Here is a 23,417-nt window from a genome sequence, read left to right as displayed (position 1 = left end):
CGCGTCATTCCACCGAAGAGGTCACGTGGGCGGGGGCAGGCGCCGGGTCGTGCACGGGGGGCCCATCGCCCAGCGCCAGGAGCTTCACCAGATTCTCGATCGAAAACAGCGCGATGAGAGCGCCGCCGCCGACAAGGGGCAGATAATCCATGCCTTGCGGGATATTGACGCCCGCCATCTTCGCGCTCCACGTGCTCGCTGTCAGCTGCCAGCCATAGATGACCATGCAGATGCCGAAAACGGCGACCAGCGAGTGGGTGGTGATCCGCATCAGCAGGCGCAGGGGCCTCGTGGCATGGTGAAGGCCGATCTCGAAGCCGAGATGATCGCCCTCGCGGACGCCGACGGCGCCGCCGAGCAGGATGAACCAGCTCATCAGCAGCAGCGCGCTGGGCTCGGTCCAGCTTGGCGAGTCATTAAGGACCTTCCGCCCGAAGACCTGCCACGCGACGATGACCGTCATCGCCACGAGGCCGATGGCGGCGAGCCAGAGGCAGGCGCGGCTGATCGGCGCAAGGATGCGCGCGAGCGATCTCGCAAGTGGAACCATGGGCTTCTCGCCTTGCTTGCGGAAAGGAAGGCCATGGCCGGCGACGGCCATGGCATGATCAGGCCGGCAGGCGGCCCTGCAGGGGCCGCTCCTATAGCCTCACTGCACCGCCTGAATGCGGGCCAGCAGGTCCTTGAGCCTGGCGTCGGTGACGAAGCGGTCATAAACGGGCTTCATCGCGGCGATGAAGGGCGCCTTGTCGACTGTGGTGATCATCGCGCCCCTGGCCTTGACGGCGGCTTCGGCGGTCTTCTCGCGCGCTTCCCAGAGCTCACGCATCCTGGCGACGGATTCCTTGGCAGCCGCGCGGAAGATGGCCTGGTCGGCTGGCGCCAGCCGGTCCCACGAGCGCTTGGACATCACGAGGACTTCCGGCGTCATGGAGTGCTCGGTCTGCGAATAGTGCTTGGCGACCTCGAAGTGGCGGGTCGATTCATAGGATGGCCAGTTGTTCTCCGCGCCGTCGATCACGCCCGTCTGGAGCGCGGAGAAGACTTCGCCGAAAGGCATCGGGGTCGCGTTGGCGCCAAGCGCGTTCACCAGCGCTATGAACATGTCCGACTGCTGCACGCGGATCTTGAGGCCCTTGAGATCCTCGAGCTTCGTGACCGGGCGCTTTGAATTGTAGAAGGACCGCGCGCCGGAATCGTAGAAGGCGAGCCCGACCATGCCATGCGGCTCGAAGGCCTTGAGTATCTCATCGCCGATCGCACCGTCCATGACCTTGCGCATGTGCTCGACCGAGCGGAACACGAAGGGCAGGCCGGGGATGTTGGTCTCGGGAATGAGGTTGTTGAGCGGCGCCATGTTGACGCGGTTCATGTCGATGACGCCGAAGCGGGTCTGCTCGACCGTGTCCTTCTCCTGGCCCAGCGTCGAGTTGGCGAAGATCTGGATCTTGAAGCGGCCATTGGTGCGCTGCTCTATCAGCTGGCTCATGAACTTCACGGCCTCGACGGTTGGGTAGCCATCGGGGTGGGTGTCGGCCGAGCGCAGCGTCACGGACTGGGCGCTCGCCGTGGCCATCGACAGGGCAAGAGCGCCTGCTGCCAGGGCGTATCTCAGGGTGTTGCGTCGTGTCGTCATGGTCGTCCTCCATGTTGCGGGCGCTGTTTCGCGCCTTCGGGAAAAATCGTGCGCCTCAGGCCCCGAAGGATCAGAGACGGTAGGCCTCCTTGGCGAGGCGGTAGGCGAGATCGTGGGCGATGATCCGGGCTTCGTCTTCATCGAGGCGATGTTCGGCCACGAGGCGGGCCAGGAAGGCGCAGTCGCAGCGACGCGCCATGTCATGGCGCGCGGGAATCGAGAGATAGGCGCGCGTGTCGTCGTTGAAGCCGACCGTGTTGTGAAAGCCGGCCGTCTCGGTCGTGAGTTCGCGGAAGCGGCGCATGCCTTCGGGCGCGTCGAAGAACCACCATGCCGGGCCGAGGCGAAGCGCAGGATAGTGCCCGGCCAGCGGCGCAAGCTCGCGGCTGTAGGCGGTTTCATCGAGGGTGAACAGGATGATGGTGAGGCCGGGCTCGTTGCCCACCGCATCCAGCAGCGGCTTGAGCGCCCGGACATACTCGGTCTGGAGGGGAATGTCCGCGCCCTTGTCGCGGCCGAAGCGGGCATGGACCAGTGCGTTGTGATTGCGGAAGGAACCGGGATGGATCTGCATCACGAGTCCGTCATCGAGGCTCATGCGCGCCATCTCGGTGAGCATCTGCCCGCGGAACAGGTCGGCTTCGTCAGCCATGAAGCGGCCCGAGGCGACCTTCGCGAAGAGCGCGGCGGCATCGCCTTGCGGAAGATCGGCGGTCCTTGCGGTGGCGTGGCCATGATCGGACGCGGTGGCGCCGCGAGCGATGAAATGCTGACGCCGCTGGCGATGAGCGGCGAGGTAGCCGCTCCAGCTCATGGTGTCCTCGCCTGTCAACGCGCCAAGCGCCGCCAGATTGGCCGCAAAGCCATCGAATTCGGGGTCAACCACGGCGTCAGGACGATAGGTGGGCACGACGCGGCCTGACCAGCCGGAGGCGCGCACCGTGTCATGGTGCGCCAGGTCGTCCAGAGCCGAATCTGTGGTGGCGATCACCTCGATGTTGAAGCGCGCGTAAAGGGCGCGTGGACGGCAGGCGGGAGTCGCAAGGGCTTCGCTGATGCGGTCATAGAGCCGGTCGGCATTGGCCTCGCACAGCCTTTCCTCGATGCCGAAGACCTGCTCCATGGCGTGCTCGAACCACAGCCGCGAAGGCGTGCCGCGGAAGAGCGGCATGTGGCGCGCAAAAAGCTGCCAGATCGCGCGATTATCGATCTCGACTGCCCTGTCGCCGCGCGCAGGCACGCCGAGCGACTCGAGCGGCACGCCCTGGGAGTAGAGCATCCTGAAGATGTAATGGTCGGGCTTGACGAACAGGGTCGCCGGATCGGTGAAGGCTTCATCCCCGGCGAACCAGCGCGGCTCGGTGTGGCCGTGAGGGCTGATGATCGGTAGTTCGGCGATCGACGCATGAAGCCGCCGCGCAATGTTGCGGGCGCTCTCATCAGCCGGAAACAGCCTGTCGGGATGGAGCCCCATGCCAGTTCGCCCTTGCCGGGCCCGCTCCTTCGCGAGCCACTTTCGTTGCTGATCGCGCTTGTCGATATACTAATATATTAGTATGTCAACGAGGCCATGTCGTGGGTTCATCCCGCGAATGGCGAGGTCGGCAGGGGACGACGCAAGGCACATGAACCATTCATTGGCGACGCCGGGCGCGAGCGAGGATGGGGAAGCCCCCAGGGTTCCGCTGGCCCGTGTCACGGCTGCGAGCAGCATTCTCGGCGTGCTCAGGCAGGACATCCTGTCGATGGCCCTGCGTCCTGCCGAGCCGCTGGCGGAGAAGGTGCTGACGGCGCGCTTCGGCGTCAGCCGCACGCCGGTCCGCGAGGCCCTGATGCGGCTTGCGGAGGAGGGGCTCGTCGATATCTTTCCGCAGTCGGGCACGTATGTGGCGCGCATCCCCTTCCAAGGCCTTCCCGAGGCGGTGGTGATCCGGCAGGCGCTCGAAGGCGCGGCGGTCGGGCTTGCCATCGAACGCGCGGACGCGGCCGACATCGCCGCGCTGGAGGCCGTGATCGCCCGGCAGGAGGCGATGGCCTCGCTCGATGACCGCGACGGCTTTCATGCCGGCGACGAGGTGTTCCATGAGCGCATCGCCCAGGCGGCGCGCCATCCCGGCCTGTGGCGTCTGGCGCAGCAGACCAAGATCCAGATCGATCGCTGCCGCAGGCTGACCTTGCCTGTTCCAGGCCGCATGCGGCATGTCATAGCCGATCACCGCACCATTCTGGATGCGTTGCGCCGCCGCCGCAGGGCGGCCGCGCAAGCTGCTATGACGCGGCATCTCAATGCGGTTCTGCCCGACGCCGAGACGGTTCGGGCGCAGTTTCCCGACTATTTCTGCTGAAAGAGGCCAAGATGATGCGGCAAGGCTGGCGATGGTTTGGCCCGAAGGACCCGGTGTCCCTCGACGATGTGCGCCAGGCGGGCGCGCGGGAGGTGGTGAGTTCGCTCCATCACCTGCCGATCGGCGCGGCCTGGAGCGCGGCCGACGTGGCCGCCCACAAGGCGCTGATCGAGAACGCGCCGCAGGGCCGGACCAGCCTGCGCTGGAGCGTGATCGAATCCATCCCGATCCCCGATGACGTGAAGCGCACGGGCGCCGCCGCCAAGGCCTCGATCGAGGCCTGGATCGCCAGCCTCGAAGCCGCCGCGGCGAACGACATCCGGGTCATCTGCTATAACTTCATGCCCGTGGTCGACTGGGCGCGCACCGATCTCGACTGGCCCTTGCCGAATGGCGCGAAAGCCCTGCGCTTCGACAATGACCGGTTCGCGGCGTTCGAGCTCTTCATCCTCGAGCGTGAGGGCGCGGAGCGCGACTTTGACGAAGCGACGAGGGTCCGGGCGCGGCTGGCCTTCGAGGCCATGGATCAGGGCGCGATCGACTACCTCATCCATGTCATCGCCAGCGCGCTGCCCGGTTCGACGACCGAGCCGATGACGATCCCGGCCTTCCGCGAGCGGCTGAAGCAGTATCGGGGCATCGACCATGCACGGCTTCGCCAGCATCTCGTCCAGTTCCTCGAGGCCGTGACGCCCCATGCGGAACGGCTGGGGGTGAAGCTGACGCTGCATCCCGACGATCCGCCGCGGCCACTGTTCGGCCTGCCGCGCGTGGCCTCGACGGCCGCGGATTACGCGGCGCTGTTTGACGCCGTGCCGTCGCCGGCCAACGGCATGTGCTTCTGCACGGGCAGCCTTGGGGTGCGAGCGGACAACGACCTGCCCGCCATGGTTCGCCAGTTCGCTCCACGCATCCATTTCGCCCATCTGCGCGCGACGCGCCGCGAGGTTGATGGCAGCTTCCATGAAAGCGACCATCTCGACGGCGACATCGACATGGTGCGCATCGTGATGGCGCTGATGGAGCAGAACCGCACGCGCTCGGCCGAGAATGCCATCATCATGCGGCCCGATCACGGGCACCGCATGCTCGATGATCTCGGCAGGTCCGTGACGCCGGGCTACAGCGCGATCGGCCGCCTGAAGGGCCTCGCCGAACTGCGCGGCATCATGCGCACGGTGGAGACGCTTGGCCTTTGATGGTGCGCACCGGCCTTAGAGCCCGATTTAAAAATAGTTGAGCGATAGTAGCAGGTTATGATTCCCTTTTGGTGTTGGATCAAGTGGGGTTTCCGATTGCCTGGGCTGCTATCGCTCGTGCCGGGCATGACCGTGATCGCTTGCGTTTTCCAGGCGATCTGACCGGCACACCCGGCTTGCCGATCTTCGTGCTGGTCCGCGGGGCCGGCATTCAGGATCGTGATGGCGCTCCTGACCTGCTGAAGGCGATCCGATGCCGCTGCCCGTGGCTGCGTCACATCTTCGCCGATGGCGGTTATGCGGGGGACAAATTGAAGGACGCGATGGGCATTGACCTGCCACTGAAGATTTCCTCCACATGGAGTTAGCGTCCGGCCCTGACGGGGACGGACTGATGAAGCGAGCAAGGTTCACGGAAGAGCAGATCATTTCGGTGCTGCCCTTGCTAAATGGCGAACGCGGGGGGCGGAGCGTCAAGGGCGAAACCAGACACGCGCAGACCGAGAGCTTGCTCGTGGTCGAGCATGGGGAGGATTTCCGGCAAAGCCTTTACCCTTTACGCGGCGTTGGGGGGATTGCCGATGATGCCTTCACGGTGCGTTTGCGCCCGGCAGGATGATCGATTATCCCGCGCCAAGCGGAGTTATCCTGATGATTCCTCATGACCTGATGCGGAGCGGCCAGCCTCTGCGCGCCATAGGCGCCATCAGCGGCACCTCCATGGATGGCATCGACGTGGCGCTGGTTGAAACCGATGGGCGCGATCACGTCGTGGCGTTGGGCGGGGCCACCTATTCCTATCCTGCAGCGTTGCGCGCGCAGCTCCATGAGTTCCTGACAGCGCCGGAACGGGCAGAGACCGAGCCGCTGACCGAACTGGAGGAGGCCGTCACAGACGCGTTCACCGCTGCTATCGCGGCGTTCCTGTGCGAGGCTCCTCCTGCCCAGGGCGGCGTGGATCTTGTCGGCTTGCATGGCCAGACGGTCTATCACCGGCCGGAACGACGCTTCACCCGGCAGCTTGGTCTTGGCGCGCGCATGGCGCGTGCCCTCCGTTTGCCGGTGGTGGATGGCTTTCGCCTTGCCGACGTTTCGGGCGGCGGGCAGGGCGCGCCGCTCGTGCCGCTCTATCATGCGGCGCTGGCGCGCGATCTTGCCAAGCCGCTGATGGTGCTCAATCTCGGCGGTGTGGGCAATGTGACGTGGCTCGACGGCGAGCGCATCATCGCCTTCGACACCGGCCCGGCTTCGGCGCTGATCGATGATTTCGTGGCCCGCCACTTTGGCGTGCCCTTCGACAAGGACGGGGCCATAGCGCGGCAAGGGACTGTGGACAAGGCGATGCTGGCGCAGTTGCTGGCGAACCCGTTCTTTGCAGCAAATCCGCCCAAGTCTCTGGACCGGAATGATTTTCATGCCCGGGCCAAGATCGTGTCGACCCTGCGCCCTGTCGATGCGGTGGCCACGCTGGCGGCTTTCACCATAGAGGCCACGGCTGCGGCGCTGGCCCATGTGCCTGCTCGTCCTGTGCGCTGGCTGGTCGCCGGGGGCGGGCGTCTCAATGGCTTCTTCATGGATGGGCTGCGCCGCCGCCTTGGCGTGCCGGTCGAGCCGGTCGAGGTGCTGGGGCTGGAGGGTGATCTGATCGAGGCGCAGTGCTTCGGCTACCTCGCCGTGCGCTCGATCCAGGGCCTGCCGCTGAGCCTGCCGACGACGACAGGCGTGCCCGGGCCGATGCCGGGCGGCCGCTTCTGGCCAGCGCCATGACGGCGGACCTCACCAGCCGCGCCGCGCTCTGGCTCAGGCGTCACGCTCCCGAGCGGCTCAAGATCGTCCATCCCGCCATGCTTGATGACGGCTTTCTGCATGGGCTGCACCGTGTCGATGGCAGGTTCGACGGGCTCTGAGCAGATGTGCTGGCTGATTGAACGGGCTCAGCGCACCAGATGCCCATGACGCGGTTGCTGGGCGATGAAACGCACGGACCTTCAACTGTATCCGTGTCCTCCCCGGCGGCCTGTTGATCTTCAACGACTTTGCGCGGATGGTCCGGCCGGGTCAGGGGCATTCGGTATGCATCAGGCGGTGATGGAGCTCGCCGCGCGCGACGGTTGGCGGGTCGCGTATCTCTGCGTGCAGGGGGAAGCGCTCCATGACATCGCGCTGCGCCGTCCGGAACCTCCCGACGCCGCAGGTTCATCCCCCGCCTGACCGGCCAGCCCGGCAACAGGTTTTTCACCGGTCAGGCGCTAGACATGTCCCGGCGCCGGGCCCGGCGGCTTCCACCATAAGGAATGATCATGACTGTCCTCGTTTCAGGCGGCGCCGGCTATATCGGCGGGCATATGGTGCTCAATCTGGCCGATCGCGGTGTCCCCTCCGTCGTGCTGGACAATCTTTCCACCGGATTCCGATGGGCGACGCCGCCGCAGGTGCCGCTCGTTGTGGGCGATTCCGGGGATTTCGAAACCGCGCTCAGTGTTATCCGCCAGCACAAGGTGCGTTCGATCATCCATTTCGCCGCCCGGATCGTGGTGCCTGAATCGGTCGCCGATCCGCTCGGCTACTATCTCGCCAACACCGTGAAGACACGCGCCCTTCTGGCTGCCGCCGTGGCGGGCGGCGTCGAGGAGTTCATCTTCTCATCCACGGCGGCGGTCTATGGCGAAACCTCGCTCAAGCCCGTGACGGAGGCGCAGACGCCGGCGCCCCTCTCGCCGTACGGCGCCTCCAAGTGGATGAGCGAGATGATGCTGCGGGACGCAGCTGCCGCGCACGGCTTCCGCTACGCCGTGCTGCGCTACTTCAACGTGGCCGGGGCCGACCCCATGGGCCGATGCGGCCAGTCCACGCCCATGGCCACGCATCTCATCAAGGTCGCGGCGCAGGCCGCGCTCGGCAAGCGGCCCTATCTTGAACTGTTCGGTCAGGATTATCCCACGCCCGACGGCACCTGTGTGCGCGACTACATCCACGTCTCGGACCTCGCCGCCGCGCACGCGGTCGCCCTCGACCATCTGCAGGCAGGCGGGGAGAGCCTCGTCGTGAACGCCGGCTATGGCCGCGGCTACTCGGTGCGGGAGGTGATCGACACGGTGCGATCGGTCTCGGGCGTCGATTTCGAGGTTCGGCAGGGGCCCAGGCGGGCCGGCGACCCTCCGGCGATCGTGGCGGATGCAGAGCGCCTCAGACGCCAGCTCGGCTGGAAGCCGGCGCTGGACCACCTTCCGACCATCGTGACGCATGCGCTGGACTGGGAGCGCGAACTGATGCGGCGCGGCGTCGCCTGACACAGGCGGCGTTCAGCTCGCCAGGCACTCGAGCGCGATTTCGAGGCTGCGTGTGGCGTCGTGCCCGGTCACTTCGACCTGGCCCTTGCCCTCCATGGCGTCGATGAAGCTGTCCAGCTCCGCACGCAGCGGCTCGACGAAGGGCACGCTCAGAGAGCGGCTGACGAAGCTGCCATGGCTGAGCTTGCCGGGGTTGGCGTCGGGCGCGAAGCCCGAATACTCGTTCACCGTGCGCAGCAGCATGTCGCAAACGATGAAGCGCGTGGCGGTGGAGACGCTGATGCGGCGCTCCTTGAACGGGGTCAGCCAGTTGGTGTTGATGTGCGCCAGCGCGCCGCTGGCAAGGCGGAACTGCAGGAAGGCGATGTCCTCATGGCGGCCGCGGGCGCGGGTGAGCAGCGACTGGTTCTGCACGATCTCGGAACGGCCCAGCCAGCGGATCAGGTCGATGTCATGCACGCCAAGGTCGGTGACGATGCCGACATCGCTGATGCGCGGCGGGAATGGGCCAACGCGGGAGATGGCGATGGAGATGATCGGCTCGTCGCCGATGGTTTCGTGGAGGGTGCGGATCGCCGGGTTGAAGCGCTCGACATGCCCGACTGTGAGGACGACGCCGCGGGCTTCCGCCTGCCGGATCATGTCATGGGCTTCGGCGAGCGTCGCCGCGATGGGCTTCTCGACAAGCAGATGGATGCCGGCTGCAATGAGGCGGCTCGCCGTCTCGTGGTGATTGACGGTCGGGACCGCGACCACCGCCGCATCCATGCCGTGGTCGATGGCCTCGTCCACCGTTGCGAAGGCCGGGCAGCCGAAATGCCCCACGGCCTGGGCGCGCACCGCTTCTGAGGGGTCGACCACGGCCGCAAGCTCCGCGCGGTCGGCGTGGCTGAGGATGCGTGCATGGTTGCGTCCCATGGCGCCGCCGCCGATCACGGCCACGCGCACGGGCGACTTCGCCTTGATCATGGAACGTTGTCCTGGCTCAAACTCGGGTCCTGATGAGGCGCGCCCCGATGCGGACGGGCCTGGCGAGAGGCCGGGCAGCGCCGCAAGCCTCCTGAGGAGCTAGACGGGGCCGTCCAGAGCGTCAAGTCCCGCGCTCAAGCCAGCGCTGAGCGCGCCGTCTCGATGATGTAGCCTTGCGTGGCCTCGTCGAGATAGGGGTGCATCGGCAGGGCCACGACCTCGTGGCACAGGCGCTCGGAAACCGGCAGGCCATTTCCCGCCACCGGGAAGCGGCGATAGGCGGTCTGTTGATGCAGCGGCTTGGGATAGTAGATGGCGGTCGGCACGCCCCTGGCTTTCAACGCCTCGATGAAAGCGGCACGGCGGGCGGCCGGCACGCGGATCGTGTATTGCGCCCAGGTCGAGACGCAGCCGTCAGCCACCGTCGGCACGATGGCGACATCGCCAAGGCCGGTGGCGTAGCGGCCCGCCACGATCTGCCGGCGCGCGATCTCGTCCTCGAAAACCTTCAGCTTCTCGAGGAGAACGGCGGCCTGAATCGTGTCCAGACGCGAGTTCACGCCGATGCGTGCATTGTCGTACTTGTCCGTGCCCTGGCCGTGGACGTGGAGCGAGCGCATCACCGACAGCATCTCCTCATCCGCGGTGAGCACAGCGCCGCCATCGCCATAGCAGCCCAGCGGCTTGGCCGGAAAGAAGCTCGTGGTGGCGAAATGGCCAATCGCGCCTGCGACGCGGCCCTTGTAGCGGGCGCCAAACCCCTGTGCGGAATCTGCGATCAGCACCAGGTCGTTCTCGGCGCAGAACATCTCGATTGCGTCGTAATCCGCAGGGTGGCCGAACAGGTCCACCGCGATGAGGGCGCGCGGCTTGAGTCCCAGCTGCCGTGCCGTCGACAGGGCGGAGGCCAGCCCGCGCGGGTCAAGATTGTAGGTGGTTTCCTCGATGTCGGCAAAAACGGGGGTCGCGCCAAGCCATGCCACGACCTCGGCTGTGGCCGCAAACGTGAAGCTCGGGCAGATCACCGCATCGCCGGGGCGGAACGCCATGGCCATGAGGCACAGTGCAATCGCATCCGTGCCGTTCGCGCACGCCAGCGCGTGCCTCGCGCCGCAGAAACCGGCAAGCTCGCGCTCGAACTGCGCTACCTCGGGGCCAAGGATGTAGCGGCCGCCGTGCACGACCCGCAGGACAGCCTCATCCATGGCGGGGCCGATATGCTGGCGCTGTGCGTTGAGATCGATGAAGTTGATGGAAGGGATGGACGTCACGGGCGGTCCTGTCAGAACGGCGCCAGAATGGCGCATGGCGAATCACGCGCCGCGAACCCGCGCGAGGCCATCGCTGGTTAAGCCGTTGAAACGCCACGGCCCAATCAAAATTGGTTGCTGAATATGTCACAGGGCGCACCAAACAGGGGCGCGCTGACGGCATGACCATAATGTTGTCGCAAGAATGTTGTCGCAAGCGCCAAAGCACAAAGGCCCGATTAAGCTTGCCGACCGAGAATCGGCCCTGGGCCGACGGGTGAGCATATGAGCAAGCGAGGACCACCATGGCGGCGAAATTCGGAACGAGCGGGCTCAGGGGCCTGATCGAGGAGCTGGTCGAGGGCGCCGCCGCCCGTCATGCCCGGGGCTTCGCCCGGCACCTGATCGCGAGGGGCGCCAGCCGGGCCGGGGACACGGTCTACATCGGCCGCGATTTTCGTGATTCGAGCCCGGTCATCGCATCCCAGTGCATGGCGGCGCTTGCAGCCGAGGGGCTCGTTCCGGTCGATTGCGGCGCGCTGCCCACGCCGGCGCTGGCCTTCCACGCCATGAGCCGGAAGGCCGCGAGCCTGATGGTGACGGGCTCGCACATCCCGGCAGATCGCAACGGGGTGAAGTTCTACCGGCCCGATGGCGAAATCGACAAGACCGATGAGATCGCGATCGGCGAGGGTGCGGCAGGGAGTTGGGCAGGCTGGGGCAGTTCCGCGAACCTGCCCCAGCCTGACGGCGCCCTGGAGCAAGCGGCGACCGATGCCTTTGTCACGCGCTATCGCGGAGTGATCGCCGATGGGGCGCTGGCAGGCTGCCGGATCGGCATCTATGAGCACAGCACCGTGGCGCGCGATGTCCTTGCCCGCGTGCTTGAGTCCACCGGCGCGACGCTGGTCCGGCTCGGACGCTCCGAAAGCTTCATTCCTGTCGATACAGAAGCCGTGACGGACGAGGTGCGCGCGCTCATCGCCGGCTGGACGCAGGAGCATCGGCTCGATGCGCTGGTCACGGCGGATGGCGACGGCGACAGACCGCTTCTCGCCGACGAGGCTGGCCAGTGCGTGCGGGGCGATGTCGTGGGGCTGATTGCTGCGCGCGAGCTTGACGCCAGCGTCATCGTGACGCCGATCACATCGAGCTCGGGCATCGAGGGCCTCGCGCCAGGGTCGGTGATGCGAACGCGCGTCGGCTCGCCTTACGTGATCGCGGCGATGGATGAGGCGGCTCGTGCGGGCAAGACCCGCATCCTTGGCTTCGAGGCGAATGGCGGGCTCCTGACGCAGACGGCTTTCATTGTGGGCCGGGCAGAGCTGTCGCCGCTGCCGACCCGCGACTGCATGCTGCCATTGCTCGCCGCCCTTGCGGCGACTCTCGCGCAAGGTGTGCCGATCAGCCAAGGCGTGGCGCAGCTTGGACTGCCCGCAGCCCAGAGCGGACTGATCAGGCCGTTTCCCACCGAGACCGCGCAGGCGCTCATCGGGCGGCTTGTGGCTGATGACAACGAACGCAGGGAGTTCTTCCGGCCGTTCGGCGAAGCCGCCCGCGTCGATCTGACGGACGGGCTAAGGGTCATCATGGCCGGCGGAGCCATCATCCACCTCAGACCTTCGGGCAACGCGCCGGAAATGCGCTGCTACGTCGAGGCGGCGAATGCCCCTGACGCGGCGCTGCTGGCCGACCGCGGGATGGCGCGGGTGCGAGAATGGGCTTCCCGCAGTGGCTGACGTCCCGCCCCGCTGGACTGAAGCGGTGACCATTCCTGTTTCGAGGCGCAACCGGCCCCGTTCCTCACAACACGCTCGACATTGTGCTCTTCCTGAAGATGAGGGAATCCGGGCAGGAGCGCAGGTGGTCGTGCGTCAGACGAGCCCTGAAGAGGCTGTGCCCTTCATCCTGATGGCCGCAGGGCCGAAGGCAGGCCGGCCATCGTTTCAGACAATGAGGGCGCTGCAAGGCTTTCGCCGGGACTGGAGGTGCGGGGTCGCGATCTGGACGCTGGCGCTTTATCGTCCTTGATCAGGGCTTGACGGCGAACACGCCGCGATCGGCGAGCATGACACCAACAGGCGTGCCGACGGACCTGAGGGACGCCGCTTCCGGCGCAATGGCGAAGAGCGACCCCACGGCCGTGTCGAGATTGTACTCCGCATGAGCGCCCATGTAGGTCGCGGTGCGGATCGTGGCCTTGAGGCAGCCCTGCACATCAGGCTCCACGAAGCGGATGGCCTCGGGCCTGATCACCACATCGACATCGCCGGAGGGGAGATTGCGGTGGGGCAGGGCGATGCGAAGCCCATCGAGCGTGACCAAGCCCTTCGCGGCGTCGGTTGCGTCGAGGATGCCCCTCACATGGTTCGCCTCGCCCATGAATGTCGCGACGAAGACATTGTCCGGCTCCTCGTAGAGCTGGCGCGGCGTGCCCATCTGGGCGATCTCGGCGGCGCGCATGACGACGATCAGATCGGACACGGCGAGCGCCTCTGACTGGTCGTGCGTGACATAGACCACCGTGACGCCAAGCGCCTTCTGCAGCGCGCGGATCTCCTCGCGCATGGAGCGGCGCAGGCGGGCGTCGAGGTTCGACAAGGGCTCGTCGAACAGCAGCACGTCCGGCTTGAGGACGAGCGCCCGCGCCACCGCGACGCGCTGCTGCTGGCCGCCGCTCATCTCGGAAGGCAGGCGCTGCCCGAAACCCTTGAGGCCGACGGTGGCGAGGGCCTCCTGCGCCTTGGCGTGGGCTTCGCCGCGCTTCATGCCGCCCGAAACCAGGCCATAGGCCACGTTGTCGAGCACGTTCATGTGCGGGAACAGGGCATAGGACTGGAACACCATCGAGACATTGCGTTCGCCGGCGGAGAGATGGGTCACATCCTTGCCGCCAATCGAGAGCTTGCCCTCGGTGGAACGCTCCAGCCCCGCGATCATGCGCAGCAGCGTGGTCTTGCCGCAGCCAGAGGGCCCAAGCAGCGTCACGAGGCTGCCGGCGGGAATGACGAGATCAAGCGGCTTGACGGCGGTGACCTTGCCGTAGCGCTTGGTGATCTTCTCAAGCCGCACCTCCGCGGCCTGCGCCTGGGTGGAAAGGGGTGTCACCGCGTTCATGCGCGTGCTCCGGCAGGTATGGCGCCTGGTTTGGCGGTGGATGCCTCGGCGTCCGGCGCATCGGCATCGGGGGCGGGCGTGCTTGTGCGGCGGCCAAGCCGCCGCTCGCCCACGACGAGCTGGATGAGGCCGATCGCTACCATCATCAACACGATCAGGGCCGTGGAATAGGCGATGGCGATGCCGTAATCGCCATTGATCGCCCGGTTGATGATGAAGACGGTCGCCATCTCGTACTGCGCCGAGACCAGGAAGATCACGGCCGACACCGTCGTCATCGCTCGCACGAAGGAATAGATCAGCGCCGTCACGATCGCGGGCTTGAGCAGGGGCATCACCACCCGCGTCAGCGTGCGGAAGGTCGAGGCCCGCAAGGTTGTGGAGGCCTCGTCGAGGCTCTTGTCGAGCTGGCTCATGGCCGCCATGCCAGAGCGCACGCCCACGGGCAGGTTGCGGAAGACAAAGCAGATGATGAGGATGATGGCCGTGCCGGTGATCTCCACGGGGGGCACGTTGTAGGTGAGGATGTAGGCGACGCCGATCACAGTTCCCGGCACGCAGAAGGTCAGCATCAGCGCAAATTCCAGCACGATCTTGCCGGTGAACTGCTGGCGCGACAGCACCCAGGCCGCCAGCAGGCCGATGACGGCCGTGATCGGCGCCGCGATCGCGGCCAACTGGATGGTGGTGAAGAAGGAGCTCCAGGCCCCACCTGTCCACAGGATGCCATTTGGCGTCCACTCGAGCGCGAAGGCCCTGCCGAAATGCGACAGGGTTGGCGTCCAGTCGCGGCCCCAGACCTTCACGAAGCCGCCGGCGAGGGCGAGGACATAGACGAAGATCGTCATGGCCGCCCAGGGCAGCGCGATGCAGTAGGCGGCCGCCTTGACCGAGGCGGGAAGGGGTGTGGGCAGGCCGCTGTCGCCCTTGCCGCTCATTGACACATAGGACGCCCGGCCAAGCACCGCGCGCTGCACCATGAAGGCGATGAGCGCGAAGATGAGCAGGATCAGCGCGAGCGTGCCGGCGCGGCCGAAATCGGCCTGGGCGCCGACCACGGCGAAGAAGATCTCGGTGGACAGCACGCCGAAGGAGCCGCCCAGCAGGATGGGATTGCCGAAATCGGCGAGGCTTTCCACAAACACCACCAGCCAGGCGTTCGTGAGGCCCGGGCGCATCAGAGGCAGCGTCACCGAGGTGAAGGTGCGCATCCGGTCTGCGCGCAGCGTCTGGGACGCTTCCTCCATGGTTGGCGAGATGCCTTGCACCACGCCAATCAGCACGAGGAAGGCGGTGGGGGTGAAGGAAAAGACCTGAGCCAGCCAGACGCCATCGAAGCCATAGATCCAGCGGCCCAACTCGACGCCGGTCAGCGCGGCGACCCACTGGTTGATCAGGCCCGAACGGCCGAAGATGAGGATGAGGCCGAGGCCAATCACGAAGGGCGGGGTGATGATGGGCAGCACGGTGAGCAGTCTCAGCGGTTTTTTCAGCCTGAAACCGGTGCGCGTGACCACGAGGGCAAAGGCAAGGCCAAGCACGGTGCAGGCGGTGGCCGTGGCCATGCCAAGCATCAGCGTGTTCCACGCCACGCCGCACGATGAGCCCGAATAGACGCAGGCAAGGCCCCAGACCTTGGGGTGGAACATGCGGTCCATGAAGGCCGCCGCGAAGGTCATGTCGGAGGGCGGGCGCAGCGCCTGGCCGAGGATGGTCAGGACCGGCCACACCGTGAACAGCACGATAGAGGCGATGAGCAGCCCCACGGAGCCGGCCACGAAGCGATCGCCCCCGAACAGGCCGCGCAAGGCGAGGCCTGTGGTGGCCAGCGCCGCGAAGCTGGCGAAGGCGAGGGCGCCACCCAGGCCGATGCCGAACTGTCGATCATCAAGTTCACCGAAGGCCTGTTCCAGGAACGGATAGCTCCAGCCCCGCACGCCGATGAACCAGCCCTGCGCGATGATGGCGACAAGCCCGGCAAGGCCGGCTGCGAGCAGGAGATTGCCGCGGCCGCGCCGCTCAAGCCCGGGCCGGAACGCCGCGAGCGCAGCCGCCAGCGCCGCAATGACCGGCCAGAACCAGAAGCGCTTGTGGAACAGCGATTGTCCAAGCGCGCTCGACGCCTCGGCATCGCTCTTGAACAGGGCGACGAAGCCGCCCAGGCCCAATCCATCCTGCTGCATGTGCCAGGGCAGCACGCACACGCCGATGGCGGCGGCAAGCCACCACCAGATGGCGGGATCGACCGCGGCGGCAGGCGCCGCCTGATGGCGCTGGGCGATTGCGGTCATGCACGCGATCTCGGCAAGAGGTATGCGGTCTCAGCGCGGCAGAGAGCCGATTTCGGCATCCCAGCGCGCCAGGATGCGCCGCCGCGTGGCGGCAGCCCCATAGGTGGCAAAATCATAGTCGATCAGCTTGATTTTTGCTGGATCAGGCAAGCGCGGATCAGGCGTCGCATTGCGGTGCGCAGGAGAATGGAACTGGTTGACCTTCGGGCCGATATCCATCGCTGCGGGTGTCAGGTACCAGTCATAGAACCGCTTCGCTTCGCGTTCATTGCGGGCGCCGCGGATGATCGACATGCAGGCCACCTCATAGCTGGTGCCCTCTGCGGGGTAGGTCAGCTCCACCGGGAATCCGCCCTGCTGGGCCGAAATGGTTTCCATATTGAAGCTGATCGCAAAGGTGCTCTCGCCACGCGCCACCGATTGCAGCGGAGCCGCACCGGAACGGGTATAGGCGTTGACGTTGGGATGCAGCTTCTTGAGATATTCGAAGGCCTTGTCCTCGTTCCAGATCTGGATGAGGCCGGCGATGATCGTATACGCCGTGCCGGATGAGTTGGGGTTCGGCATCTGCACTTCGCCCTTGTAGGCCGGGTTGAGCAGGTCTTCCCATGTGCGCGGGATCGGCAGGTTCTTGCGAGCCACGAGTTCGCGATTGTAGACAATGCCGATCGCGCCGGATGAGACGCCGGTGCAGTACCCCTTGGACGCTTCATGCGCCTTGATTGCCCATGGCTGCAGGTTCGCCATGTTCGCCGACGTGTAGGTCTGCAGCAGCTTTTCTTCTGCTGCCGTAATGTGCGTTTCTGCAGAGCCACCAAACCAGATATCGAGACGCGGATTTTGTGCCTCGGCTTTCACCTGAGCCAGGATTTCACCGGACGACTTGCGCACCATGTTGACCTTGACGCCCGTATCGCGCTGGAAACCAGTGGCAATCGCTTCGCACCAGTCAGCGGCTGGAGCACAGATCATGTTGAGCTGGCCTTGTGCCATGGTAGGTGATGCGGCCCATGATGTTATGATGGCAGCAATCGCGGTGAACAGGTGTCGGCGGTTCATGGTCATCTCCGGTCGTGTTTCGGGGGCATTGTCGTCATGGCGAGCGCAGCGAAGCCATCCAGCTTTGTGTCCGGTCTGGATCGCTTCGCCTTGCTCGCGATGACGCGTCAGCGCGGCAGAGAGCCGATTTCGGCGTCCCACTTGCCGAGCAGGCGGCGCCGTTCGGCGGCAGCCCCATACTTCACGAAGTCATACTCGACGAGCTTCATCTGGCTGAGGTCTGGAGCGCCAGGCGGCAGCGGCGCGTTCTTGTTCGACGGCATCTGGAGCTGCTTGCCGACCTCGAACCCGATGCGTTGGGCGGCGGGAGTCAGCGCCCAGTCATAGAAACGCCGGGCATTGGCGATGTTGCGCGCGCCCTTGATGATCGACATCGAGCCGATCTCGTAGCCGGTGCCCTCGCAGGGCGTGTTGTAGCCCACGGGGAAGCCGGCATTCTTCTCGGTCACCGCGTCGTGCACGAAGGACAGCGAAACGGCTGTCTCCCCGCGCGCCACGGCCTTGATGGGGCCGGTGCCGGAGCGGGCATAGGCGTTGATGTTGGGGTGGAGCTGCTTCATGTAATCGAAGGCCTTCTCCTCGCCCCAGAGCTGAACCAGCGTGGCTATGATGACATAGGCCGTCCCTGAAGAGTTGGGGTTCGCGACCTGGATTTCGCCCTTGAACTCCGGCTTTACGAGATCGGCCCAGCAGGCAGGGGCGGGAATCGATTTGCGCGCCAGCAGTTCGGTGTTGAAGCCAAAGCCGACCGCGCCGGAATAGACCCCGATCGAGCGGCCCTTGGCAGCGTCATACTGGCGGATGGCCCAGGGCTGAAGCTCGCCCATGGCGGCTGACTTGTACTCCGCCGACAGGCCTTCTTCCGCCACGATCAGATGAGGGTCGCCAGTGCCGCCGAACCAGACGTCACCGCGGGGGTTCTGCGCCTCGGCGCGGATCTGGGCCAGCGTTTCGCCTGAGCCCTTCTGCGTCATGTTCACAGTGATGCCGGTGTCGCGCTGGAAATTGTTCGCGATCGCGGTGCACCATTCAACCTGAACCGAGCAATAAAGATTGAGCTGGCCCTGCGCCTGGACAGGCGCCGTGCCGGCTATTGCGATGAAGGCCGCGCCGGCCAGCCAACGGGTCATGGACATTCGGGTGGTTCCTCTGTGGGGGTTCTTGTGTTTGTCAGTTTGAATTAAGGCGTTGAGCCGCCATGGATGCAAGGCAATGAACTGTCTTGCGGGCGCTGGAGGACAGGATCTGGCCGGGACTTCTGGCCATGCAGGCCAAAGCAAACGGGTCGGATGCGGCTTTCGCCTATGGCCGACATTGTCAGGCTTCACGATCAGCAAAGACGGAGCTGGCGATCCGATTCAGCTTGCTTCACCTCCCGGCAAGGCACCCTTTGCCGGGCGCTTCCATGACAAATTTGTGACAACGCTAGCGTCATCATGCGCGGGTGGCAAGGGTCGCCTGGACCCATGGCACCGGGACGCGGCTCAGGCGCTTGAAGCGGTCCACCGTAGACAGTGCCCTGCGCCGTCTCAGACATCGGCGTGCGCGGGAAGACGCGGCGGCTCGCGTTTGGTCATCAGCGGCGTGAGGTTGGGGAGGGCGGGAAACGGGGCGGCCATGCGCGGAGTGGCTGGGGCGCCAGGATTCCTAGCCACTCTTCCGATATCTCATGTTTTCAGCGACTTGCGCGTGTCGTTTGAGGTTCGACCTGATCAATGTGTACCGGTTCTGTGTCCCAATCAAGCCCGATTGGGACACGTCTCAGCCGCGCCGCTCAAGCAGACGCAGATCCGATACGATGGCGGAGTGGAGCATCGCAGAAGACTTTGTCGGCAGGCCTTCATCACAGAAGGTCTGCTGATAGCATTCGGCCTTCAGGCGGATGTCCCGAATGCCCTCTGGCGGAAGCGCAGCGATAGCGGCGATCAACCGTTCTTCCTCGGCGATCATGCCCGTGGTGGCGGCGTCGCTTACCTTGAAACCCGCATCAGCGATGTCAGCACGGACACGCTGATGGGCAACCAGCAGCCCTTCCAGCGAAAGGCCGTGGAGTGCCTCGGCAATGGCGGCGTAGTGCGCACCAGAGGCTGTGGAAGGCCGGCTCGAATTGATGATAGAGATAGTGGCAGCCATGATTGACCTCCTAACGGTCGGTTCTGGTCAGGCTGCTGGCGGTGCTCGCAACACCGCTGGCAGCCGAATTTCCGCGTCATTGCGGAGTTCCACCATGGCACAATAGAGGGTTGAACCCAAGAAAAGCCCGCGGATGTAGCGATCGATGCACGATCGGATTCGATCGAATGCAGTACATCTTCGGGTTTTGGTTCCGGCCGTTGTTCAACTTTGTTCGCTGGCGAGGGGGGGTGGGCTATGGACGACCTTCCAGCGATACAACCTCGGCAAAACATCACTGTCTCAGCGGTGTGAGCGCCTTCCAGAGCCGACCATTTTCAGAATAGATCAAGCCGCCTCCCGGGAACCATCGGCCGATCGCTGGCTGCTCTGGTCCTTTCGTCAGCAGACAGCCCCAGGGTGCCTCGCGGATCAATTCGGTCGGATTCAACAACGGCGGCATTTCCAGCCCAGCGTCGATCTGCTCGGTGATTGCGTGGTTCATCAACGACAGGCCGTCCAGAATGGCCTTGAGTGACTGACCCTGCCAAGCCTTGCGGGCTCCGATGGAGTGGATCGCAACGATCAATTCAGTCTGCAAGGCGTTGAGAAGCCCCCCTGGCGGTGTCAATCTGGAATCAAACTCCGACACGAATACCGCATCGCGCCACGTCAGACCGCGACGATACAGATCTTCGTGTTGCTTGACGGCTTTCCCCGAAAAATCGTCATCAGGCGCTGGGAGTTGACGAATTTCGAGCCGCTCGCGGCCCTCATTTTCGGAAACAACATTCGCATGGATTGAATCAAGGTTGCGCTGGCAAGGCTTGATCGGCACGCATGCTGGCGCTGGCCGGGGAGGGAATAAAGCAGGGCGGACGACTTTCAGGCCCTGGGTCTCTGCGTAGCTTCTGGAAGGCTTCATGCTGTCATCCTCGGTCCGCCGACATGATCGTCATCATCATTTGCAGCGGTTTCGATTTCCACCGGTTCGAAGACATTGAGCTTCGGTTTCGGGCGCTGGTGTTGGCCCTCGCCATCTATTTTGTTTGCTGGCCGCGGCATTTCTTCCCACACGATAGCGTCGTCAGGGGTGAGCTGCGGAATGATCATCGAGGTAAGATTTGTTCTGGACGTATCCTGCGACGCCACACGCTGATAGCTGATCGGCATGTTTGGCCGAGTGAGCGCTTCGTCCATCATGGATGATGGCTTTGCCATTGTTTCGCGTTGACCGATGCTCTGGATTATCTTGTTGGCCAACACAGCGAGCCGCTGGCGCTCTGCTTTGAGTGCGTTCAGCTGCGCCAAGACTTCGGCCGCTTGCCGGGCGATCCGTGCTTCAGCTTCAGCGACGGCAGCTTCCCTGCTGTTCATCTGAAAACGGTCGACAACAAGATCACGCTCCGACAAGTTGAGATCGTGATTGCGCTGGCGCTGGGCTTGGGCGACCAATGCCTGCTCTCGTGTCACTCGAGAGCGCGGGGAGTTCGACAACCTTGCCTGACCGCTGGCATGTCCGACATGGCGGTGAAAATCATTCTGAAACTCACGCATCGCATGGCAGTAGGCGCGCCGCTGGCGAGCCTTGATCTCACGCGGTGTGGCTTCACTTAACTTAAATTCTCGAGCCTGCCGATCGAGAACCTTGGAGACAGCGCCAAAGCCGGGATGAGCCGTCCCGGTATCGAGCCGGCCATTCGCCAGAACTGGAGGCACGATGACGATGTGAAGATGGATCTTGTCTTCGTCGACATGTTCGACGATCGCGATCCGAAGCCCCCTCCAGTGACGCTGGGCCCACGCGACCACTCGGTCAGAGAAAGCCGTATATCTTTCGACCCAGCCATCGTCAGCCTGTCGCTCGATGCGCGTAAACGGAAATGATGCGACTGCAACGAAAAGAATGTTACTGGTTTTCTTGATTTTAAAGCCCCGACGGTCGACGGCGTCAGCCGCCTGCTTTTCAGCCAACTCGAGAAGCTCGTAAGGGTCGTCGCCATAGATCAGCCGTGCACCGCTGGCGTGGTAGGATTCGATATGCTGCGAGGCGTGGGCCTCGCGCGAAAGCTCGGCGATCATGCCGCGGCTGCTCCGATGAGGTGCATCCCGTGACACTTGGGGAAATCCGTCGATGTGGATGAACTGTGTCGTCATCTTCTGCATCCTTCAGCAGCCTTGCTGTCGCTCGACCAAGTTTGCGCCGTTGGCATGAAAGTCACAAAATGCCTTGGGAAGCATTTTCCTGGACTGGGTGGAGCAGTTGATACCGTTGGCGTGGCGGGAAGTGATTTCACCTTGGTCGCAGGAGGTGGGTAAAAAATTTTCACCCCACTCCCATGATCCTAGACCGACTAGGATCATTCCCGTCTGTGCACCGCTGGCAGGGGTCGGATTCTGGAGTGGGCGCTCGTTATGCTGAGAGCGCTGAATGTCATCAGTCGTGATGTGGGGCGCTGGAAGAAGCTCATGTTCGTTCCAAAATGCGGCGTTTTCAGAAGCAGCGGACAGCAACTTGATGGTAAGCGTCCTCTGACGGCTACGGCATAAGGTTCCACGGCAACAGGTCGGCGATTTTGTTGATGGGGTGATCGGCGATCCTGGTGATGACTGCTCGCAGATATCCCGCTGGGTCTCGCCCGTTGAGCTTTGCGGTTTCGGTGAGCGTGTAGATGGCGGCGGCGCGCTCGCCGCCTGCGTCGGACCCTGCGAACAACCAGTTCTTGGCGCCGAGCTTGAGAGGCCTGATGGCGCGTTCTGCGGCGTTGTTGGAGATATCGAGGGTGCCGTCGTCGAGATAGCGGGTGAGTGCTGCCCAGCGCGATCGGGCATAGCGAATGGCCTTGGCCAGGTCGCTCTTGCCGGAGATCTGGGCGAGGGAATGGTCGAGGAAGCTGGCGAGTTCGGTCATGACGGGCAGCGCCAGATCCTGACGAGCCTTGCGCCGATCCTCGGGCTGCTGGCCGTGAATGAGGCGCTCAACCTCGAACAGCTTGCCAATGCGGGTCATCGCCTCCAGTGCCAGGGGCGAGCCTGTCCCGGCGTGAACGTCGTGGAAGTTGCGCCTGACGTGCGCCCAGCAGGCAACCTCGGTTGCGGCGGCTGAACGCGTGGCACTCGTCGCATAGAGTTCGTTGAATCCGGCATAGGCATCCGCCTGCAGGAATCCTGCAAAGGCCTTGAGGTGCTCGCGCGGTCGCTCTCCCTTGCGGTCGGGCGTGTAGCGATACAGCGCGGCGGGCGGGTCTTGACCGCCACGGGGTCGCTCATCGCGCAGATACACCCAGAGCCGCCCTGTCTTCGTGCGCCCGAGGCCCGGCGCCAGCACTGGCACGGGCGTGTCGTCGGCATGCAGCCGCTCAGCCCGCATCACATGGGCACCGACCGCCTCGACCAGTGGCGCGACAAGCTCTGCGGCCTTGGCAACCCAGCCGGCCATCACCGAGCGCTCGATCTCGACGCCCTCGCGGGCAAAGATCTCTGCCTGGCGATAAAGCGGGAGATGATCACAGTATTTGCCAACCAGAACCTGGGCGATCAGGCCCGGTCCGGCCATGCCGCGCTCGATCGGCATGCTCGGCATCGGAGCTTGCGCCATGCTCTCGCAGGTGCGGCACGAGAAGGCGGGACGCACATGGCGGATAACCTCGAAGCGGCCCGGCACATACTCCAGGACTTCACGGACATCCTCATCCACCTTGCGCCACTTGCCTGCCGTTCCGCAGGATGGACAAGCACAGGCAGGGTCGTTCACGATGGCAGGCGTGTGTACGATCTCGATGCGCGGCAGATGCTCAGGCAAAGGGCGGCGCGTGGCCTTCGGCTTGGCTGTTGCTGCATCAGCGGCAGGAGCTATCTCGTCGATGGCTGCATTGTTCGCCGCCTCGACCATCTCCAGTTCCTCGAGCCGCAGTTCCAGTTGCTCGATCTCATGGGAGAGCTTCTCCGAGGAGCGGCCAAATTGCATGCGCCTGAGCCGCGCGATCTGGATCTTGAGCTTCTCGATCTCCAGGCTCTTGACAAGAAGACCGGCCTTGGCGGCGGCAGCTTCGGCCTGCGCCGTCTTCAGCGCTGCAGCCTGCGCAGCGACGAGCGCGCGAAGCCGCGCCACCTCGTCACTATCTTGTCCCGCTGCTTCGATCATGAGGT

At 64.7% G+C, this 23,417-nt stretch carries 20 protein-coding genes and 1 pseudogene; 8 read left to right on the top strand and 13 right to left on the bottom strand.

Annotated elements, in window-relative coordinates; genetic code table 11:
* Positions 1-4 precede the first annotated feature (4 nt).
* The 3 genes from HEQ16_13205 to uxaC form a co-directional block, all read right to left on the bottom strand.
* The gene (locus HEQ16_13205; GenBank protein ID MCO4054976.1) at positions 5-550 is read right to left on the bottom strand and encodes a TRAP transporter small permease; all 546 of its coding nucleotides are present in this window, start codon (positions 548-550) and stop codon (positions 5-7) included.
* A gap of 99 nt (positions 551-649) precedes the next feature.
* Positions 650-1,636: a TRAP transporter substrate-binding protein gene (locus HEQ16_13200; GenBank protein MCO4054975.1), complete on the bottom strand. Its 987-nt coding sequence runs from the start codon at positions 1,634-1,636 to the stop codon at positions 650-652.
* Positions 1,637-1,706: 70 nt separating this feature from the next.
* Positions 1,707-3,110, bottom strand: coding sequence for a glucuronate isomerase (uxaC, locus tag HEQ16_13195; protein ID MCO4054974.1), 1,404 nt, complete (start codon positions 3,108-3,110; stop codon positions 1,707-1,709).
* 151 nt (positions 3,111-3,261) lie between these two features.
* Here uxaC and HEQ16_13190 point away from each other — a divergent pair, with 151 nt between their 5' ends.
* The 7 genes and pseudogenes from HEQ16_13190 (at position 3,262) to galE (ending at position 8,470) form a co-directional block, all read left to right on the top strand.
* Complete coding sequence (locus HEQ16_13190) at positions 3,262-3,981, top strand: GntR family transcriptional regulator (protein ID MCO4054973.1); 720 nt, start codon at positions 3,262-3,264, stop codon at positions 3,979-3,981.
* A gap of 14 nt (positions 3,982-3,995) precedes the next feature.
* Positions 3,996-5,180 (top strand): mannonate dehydratase, encoded by a 1,185-nt coding sequence (gene uxuA / locus HEQ16_13185; protein ID MCO4054972.1) that lies wholly within the window; start codon positions 3,996-3,998, stop codon positions 5,178-5,180.
* A 167-nt stretch (positions 5,181-5,347) separates the two neighbouring features.
* Positions 5,348-5,497: pseudogene (locus HEQ16_13180) on the top strand (transposase).
* Positions 5,498-5,574: 77 nt separating this feature from the next.
* Entirely contained in the window at positions 5,575-5,799 is a 225-nt protein-coding gene (locus HEQ16_13175; protein MCO4054971.1) for a hypothetical protein, read from the top strand.
* Between the two features lie 50 nt (positions 5,800-5,849).
* Complete coding sequence (locus HEQ16_13170) at positions 5,850-6,947, top strand: anhydro-N-acetylmuramic acid kinase (GenBank protein ID MCO4054970.1); 1,098 nt, start codon at positions 5,850-5,852, stop codon at positions 6,945-6,947.
* Entirely contained in the window at positions 6,944-7,087 is a 144-nt protein-coding gene (locus HEQ16_13165; GenBank protein MCO4054969.1) for a hypothetical protein, read from the top strand. The genes HEQ16_13170 and HEQ16_13165 overlap by 4 nt, the downstream gene beginning before the upstream one ends.
* Positions 7,088-7,480: 393 nt before the next feature.
* Positions 7,481-8,470, top strand: a complete 990-nt coding sequence (gene galE / locus HEQ16_13160; protein MCO4054968.1) for a UDP-glucose 4-epimerase GalE — start codon at positions 7,481-7,483, stop codon at positions 8,468-8,470.
* Between the two features lie 12 nt (positions 8,471-8,482).
* Here galE and HEQ16_13155 read toward each other — a convergent pair whose 3' ends face one another.
* Together HEQ16_13155 and HEQ16_13150 are read right to left on the bottom strand one after the other, a co-directional pair.
* Positions 8,483-9,439: a Gfo/Idh/MocA family oxidoreductase gene (locus HEQ16_13155; GenBank protein MCO4054967.1), complete on the bottom strand. Its 957-nt coding sequence runs from the start codon at positions 9,437-9,439 to the stop codon at positions 8,483-8,485.
* A 134-nt stretch (positions 9,440-9,573) separates the two neighbouring features.
* The gene (locus HEQ16_13150) at positions 9,574-10,746 is read right to left on the bottom strand and encodes a DegT/DnrJ/EryC1/StrS family aminotransferase (GenBank protein MCO4054966.1); all 1,173 of its coding nucleotides are present in this window, start codon (positions 10,744-10,746) and stop codon (positions 9,574-9,576) included.
* Between the two features lie 248 nt (positions 10,747-10,994).
* Between HEQ16_13150 and HEQ16_13145 the strand changes: the two genes are divergently transcribed.
* Entirely contained in the window at positions 10,995-12,428 is a 1,434-nt protein-coding gene (locus HEQ16_13145) for a phosphomannomutase (GenBank protein MCO4054965.1), read from the top strand.
* A gap of 292 nt (positions 12,429-12,720) precedes the next feature.
* Here the strand turns inward: HEQ16_13145 and HEQ16_13140 are convergent, their stop codons facing one another.
* The 8 genes from HEQ16_13140 to HEQ16_13105 all read right to left on the bottom strand — a co-directional run bounded on the left by HEQ16_13140 (position 12,721) and on the right by HEQ16_13105 (position 23,412).
* A complete protein-coding gene (locus HEQ16_13140; protein MCO4054964.1) occupies positions 12,721-13,806 on the bottom strand; it encodes an ABC transporter ATP-binding protein in 1,086 nt (361 codons plus the stop codon).
* Complete coding sequence (locus HEQ16_13135) at positions 13,803-16,097, bottom strand: iron ABC transporter permease (protein ID MCO4054963.1); 2,295 nt, start codon at positions 16,095-16,097, stop codon at positions 13,803-13,805. Before HEQ16_13135 ends, HEQ16_13140 begins: the two co-directional genes overlap by 4 nt.
* Before the next feature lie 30 nt (positions 16,098-16,127).
* Complete coding sequence (locus HEQ16_13130) at positions 16,128-17,156, bottom strand: ABC transporter substrate-binding protein (GenBank protein ID MCO4054962.1); 1,029 nt, start codon at positions 17,154-17,156, stop codon at positions 16,128-16,130.
* A 107-nt stretch (positions 17,157-17,263) separates the two neighbouring features.
* A complete protein-coding gene (locus HEQ16_13125) occupies positions 17,264-18,292 on the bottom strand; it encodes an ABC transporter substrate-binding protein (GenBank protein ID MCO4054961.1) in 1,029 nt (342 codons plus the stop codon).
* A 625-nt stretch (positions 18,293-18,917) separates the two neighbouring features.
* On the bottom strand, positions 18,918-19,289 hold the full coding sequence (locus tag HEQ16_13120; GenBank protein MCO4054960.1) for a hypothetical protein: 372 nt from the start codon (positions 19,287-19,289) through the stop codon (positions 18,918-18,920).
* Positions 19,290-19,563: 274 nt separating this feature from the next.
* Positions 19,564-20,193, bottom strand: coding sequence for a hypothetical protein (locus HEQ16_13115; protein ID MCO4054959.1), 630 nt, complete (start codon positions 20,191-20,193; stop codon positions 19,564-19,566).
* Positions 20,190-21,425, bottom strand: a complete 1,236-nt coding sequence (locus tag HEQ16_13110; GenBank protein MCO4054958.1) for a hypothetical protein — start codon at positions 21,423-21,425, stop codon at positions 20,190-20,192. Before HEQ16_13110 ends, HEQ16_13115 begins: the two co-directional genes overlap by 4 nt.
* 382 nt (positions 21,426-21,807) lie before the next feature.
* Positions 21,808-23,412 (bottom strand): IS66 family transposase, encoded by a 1,605-nt coding sequence (locus HEQ16_13105; GenBank protein MCO4054957.1) that lies wholly within the window; start codon positions 23,410-23,412, stop codon positions 21,808-21,810.
* Between the last annotated feature and the right edge of the window lie 5 nt (positions 23,413-23,417).

Origin of the sequence: Bosea sp. (in: a-proteobacteria), from assembly GCA_023910605.1 — a bacterium.
Taxonomy (GTDB): Bacteria; Pseudomonadota; Alphaproteobacteria; order Rhizobiales; family Beijerinckiaceae; genus Allobosea.
The sequence above is the reverse complement of the archived record's forward strand: the minus strand, read 5'-3'. Positions and strand labels throughout refer to the sequence as shown.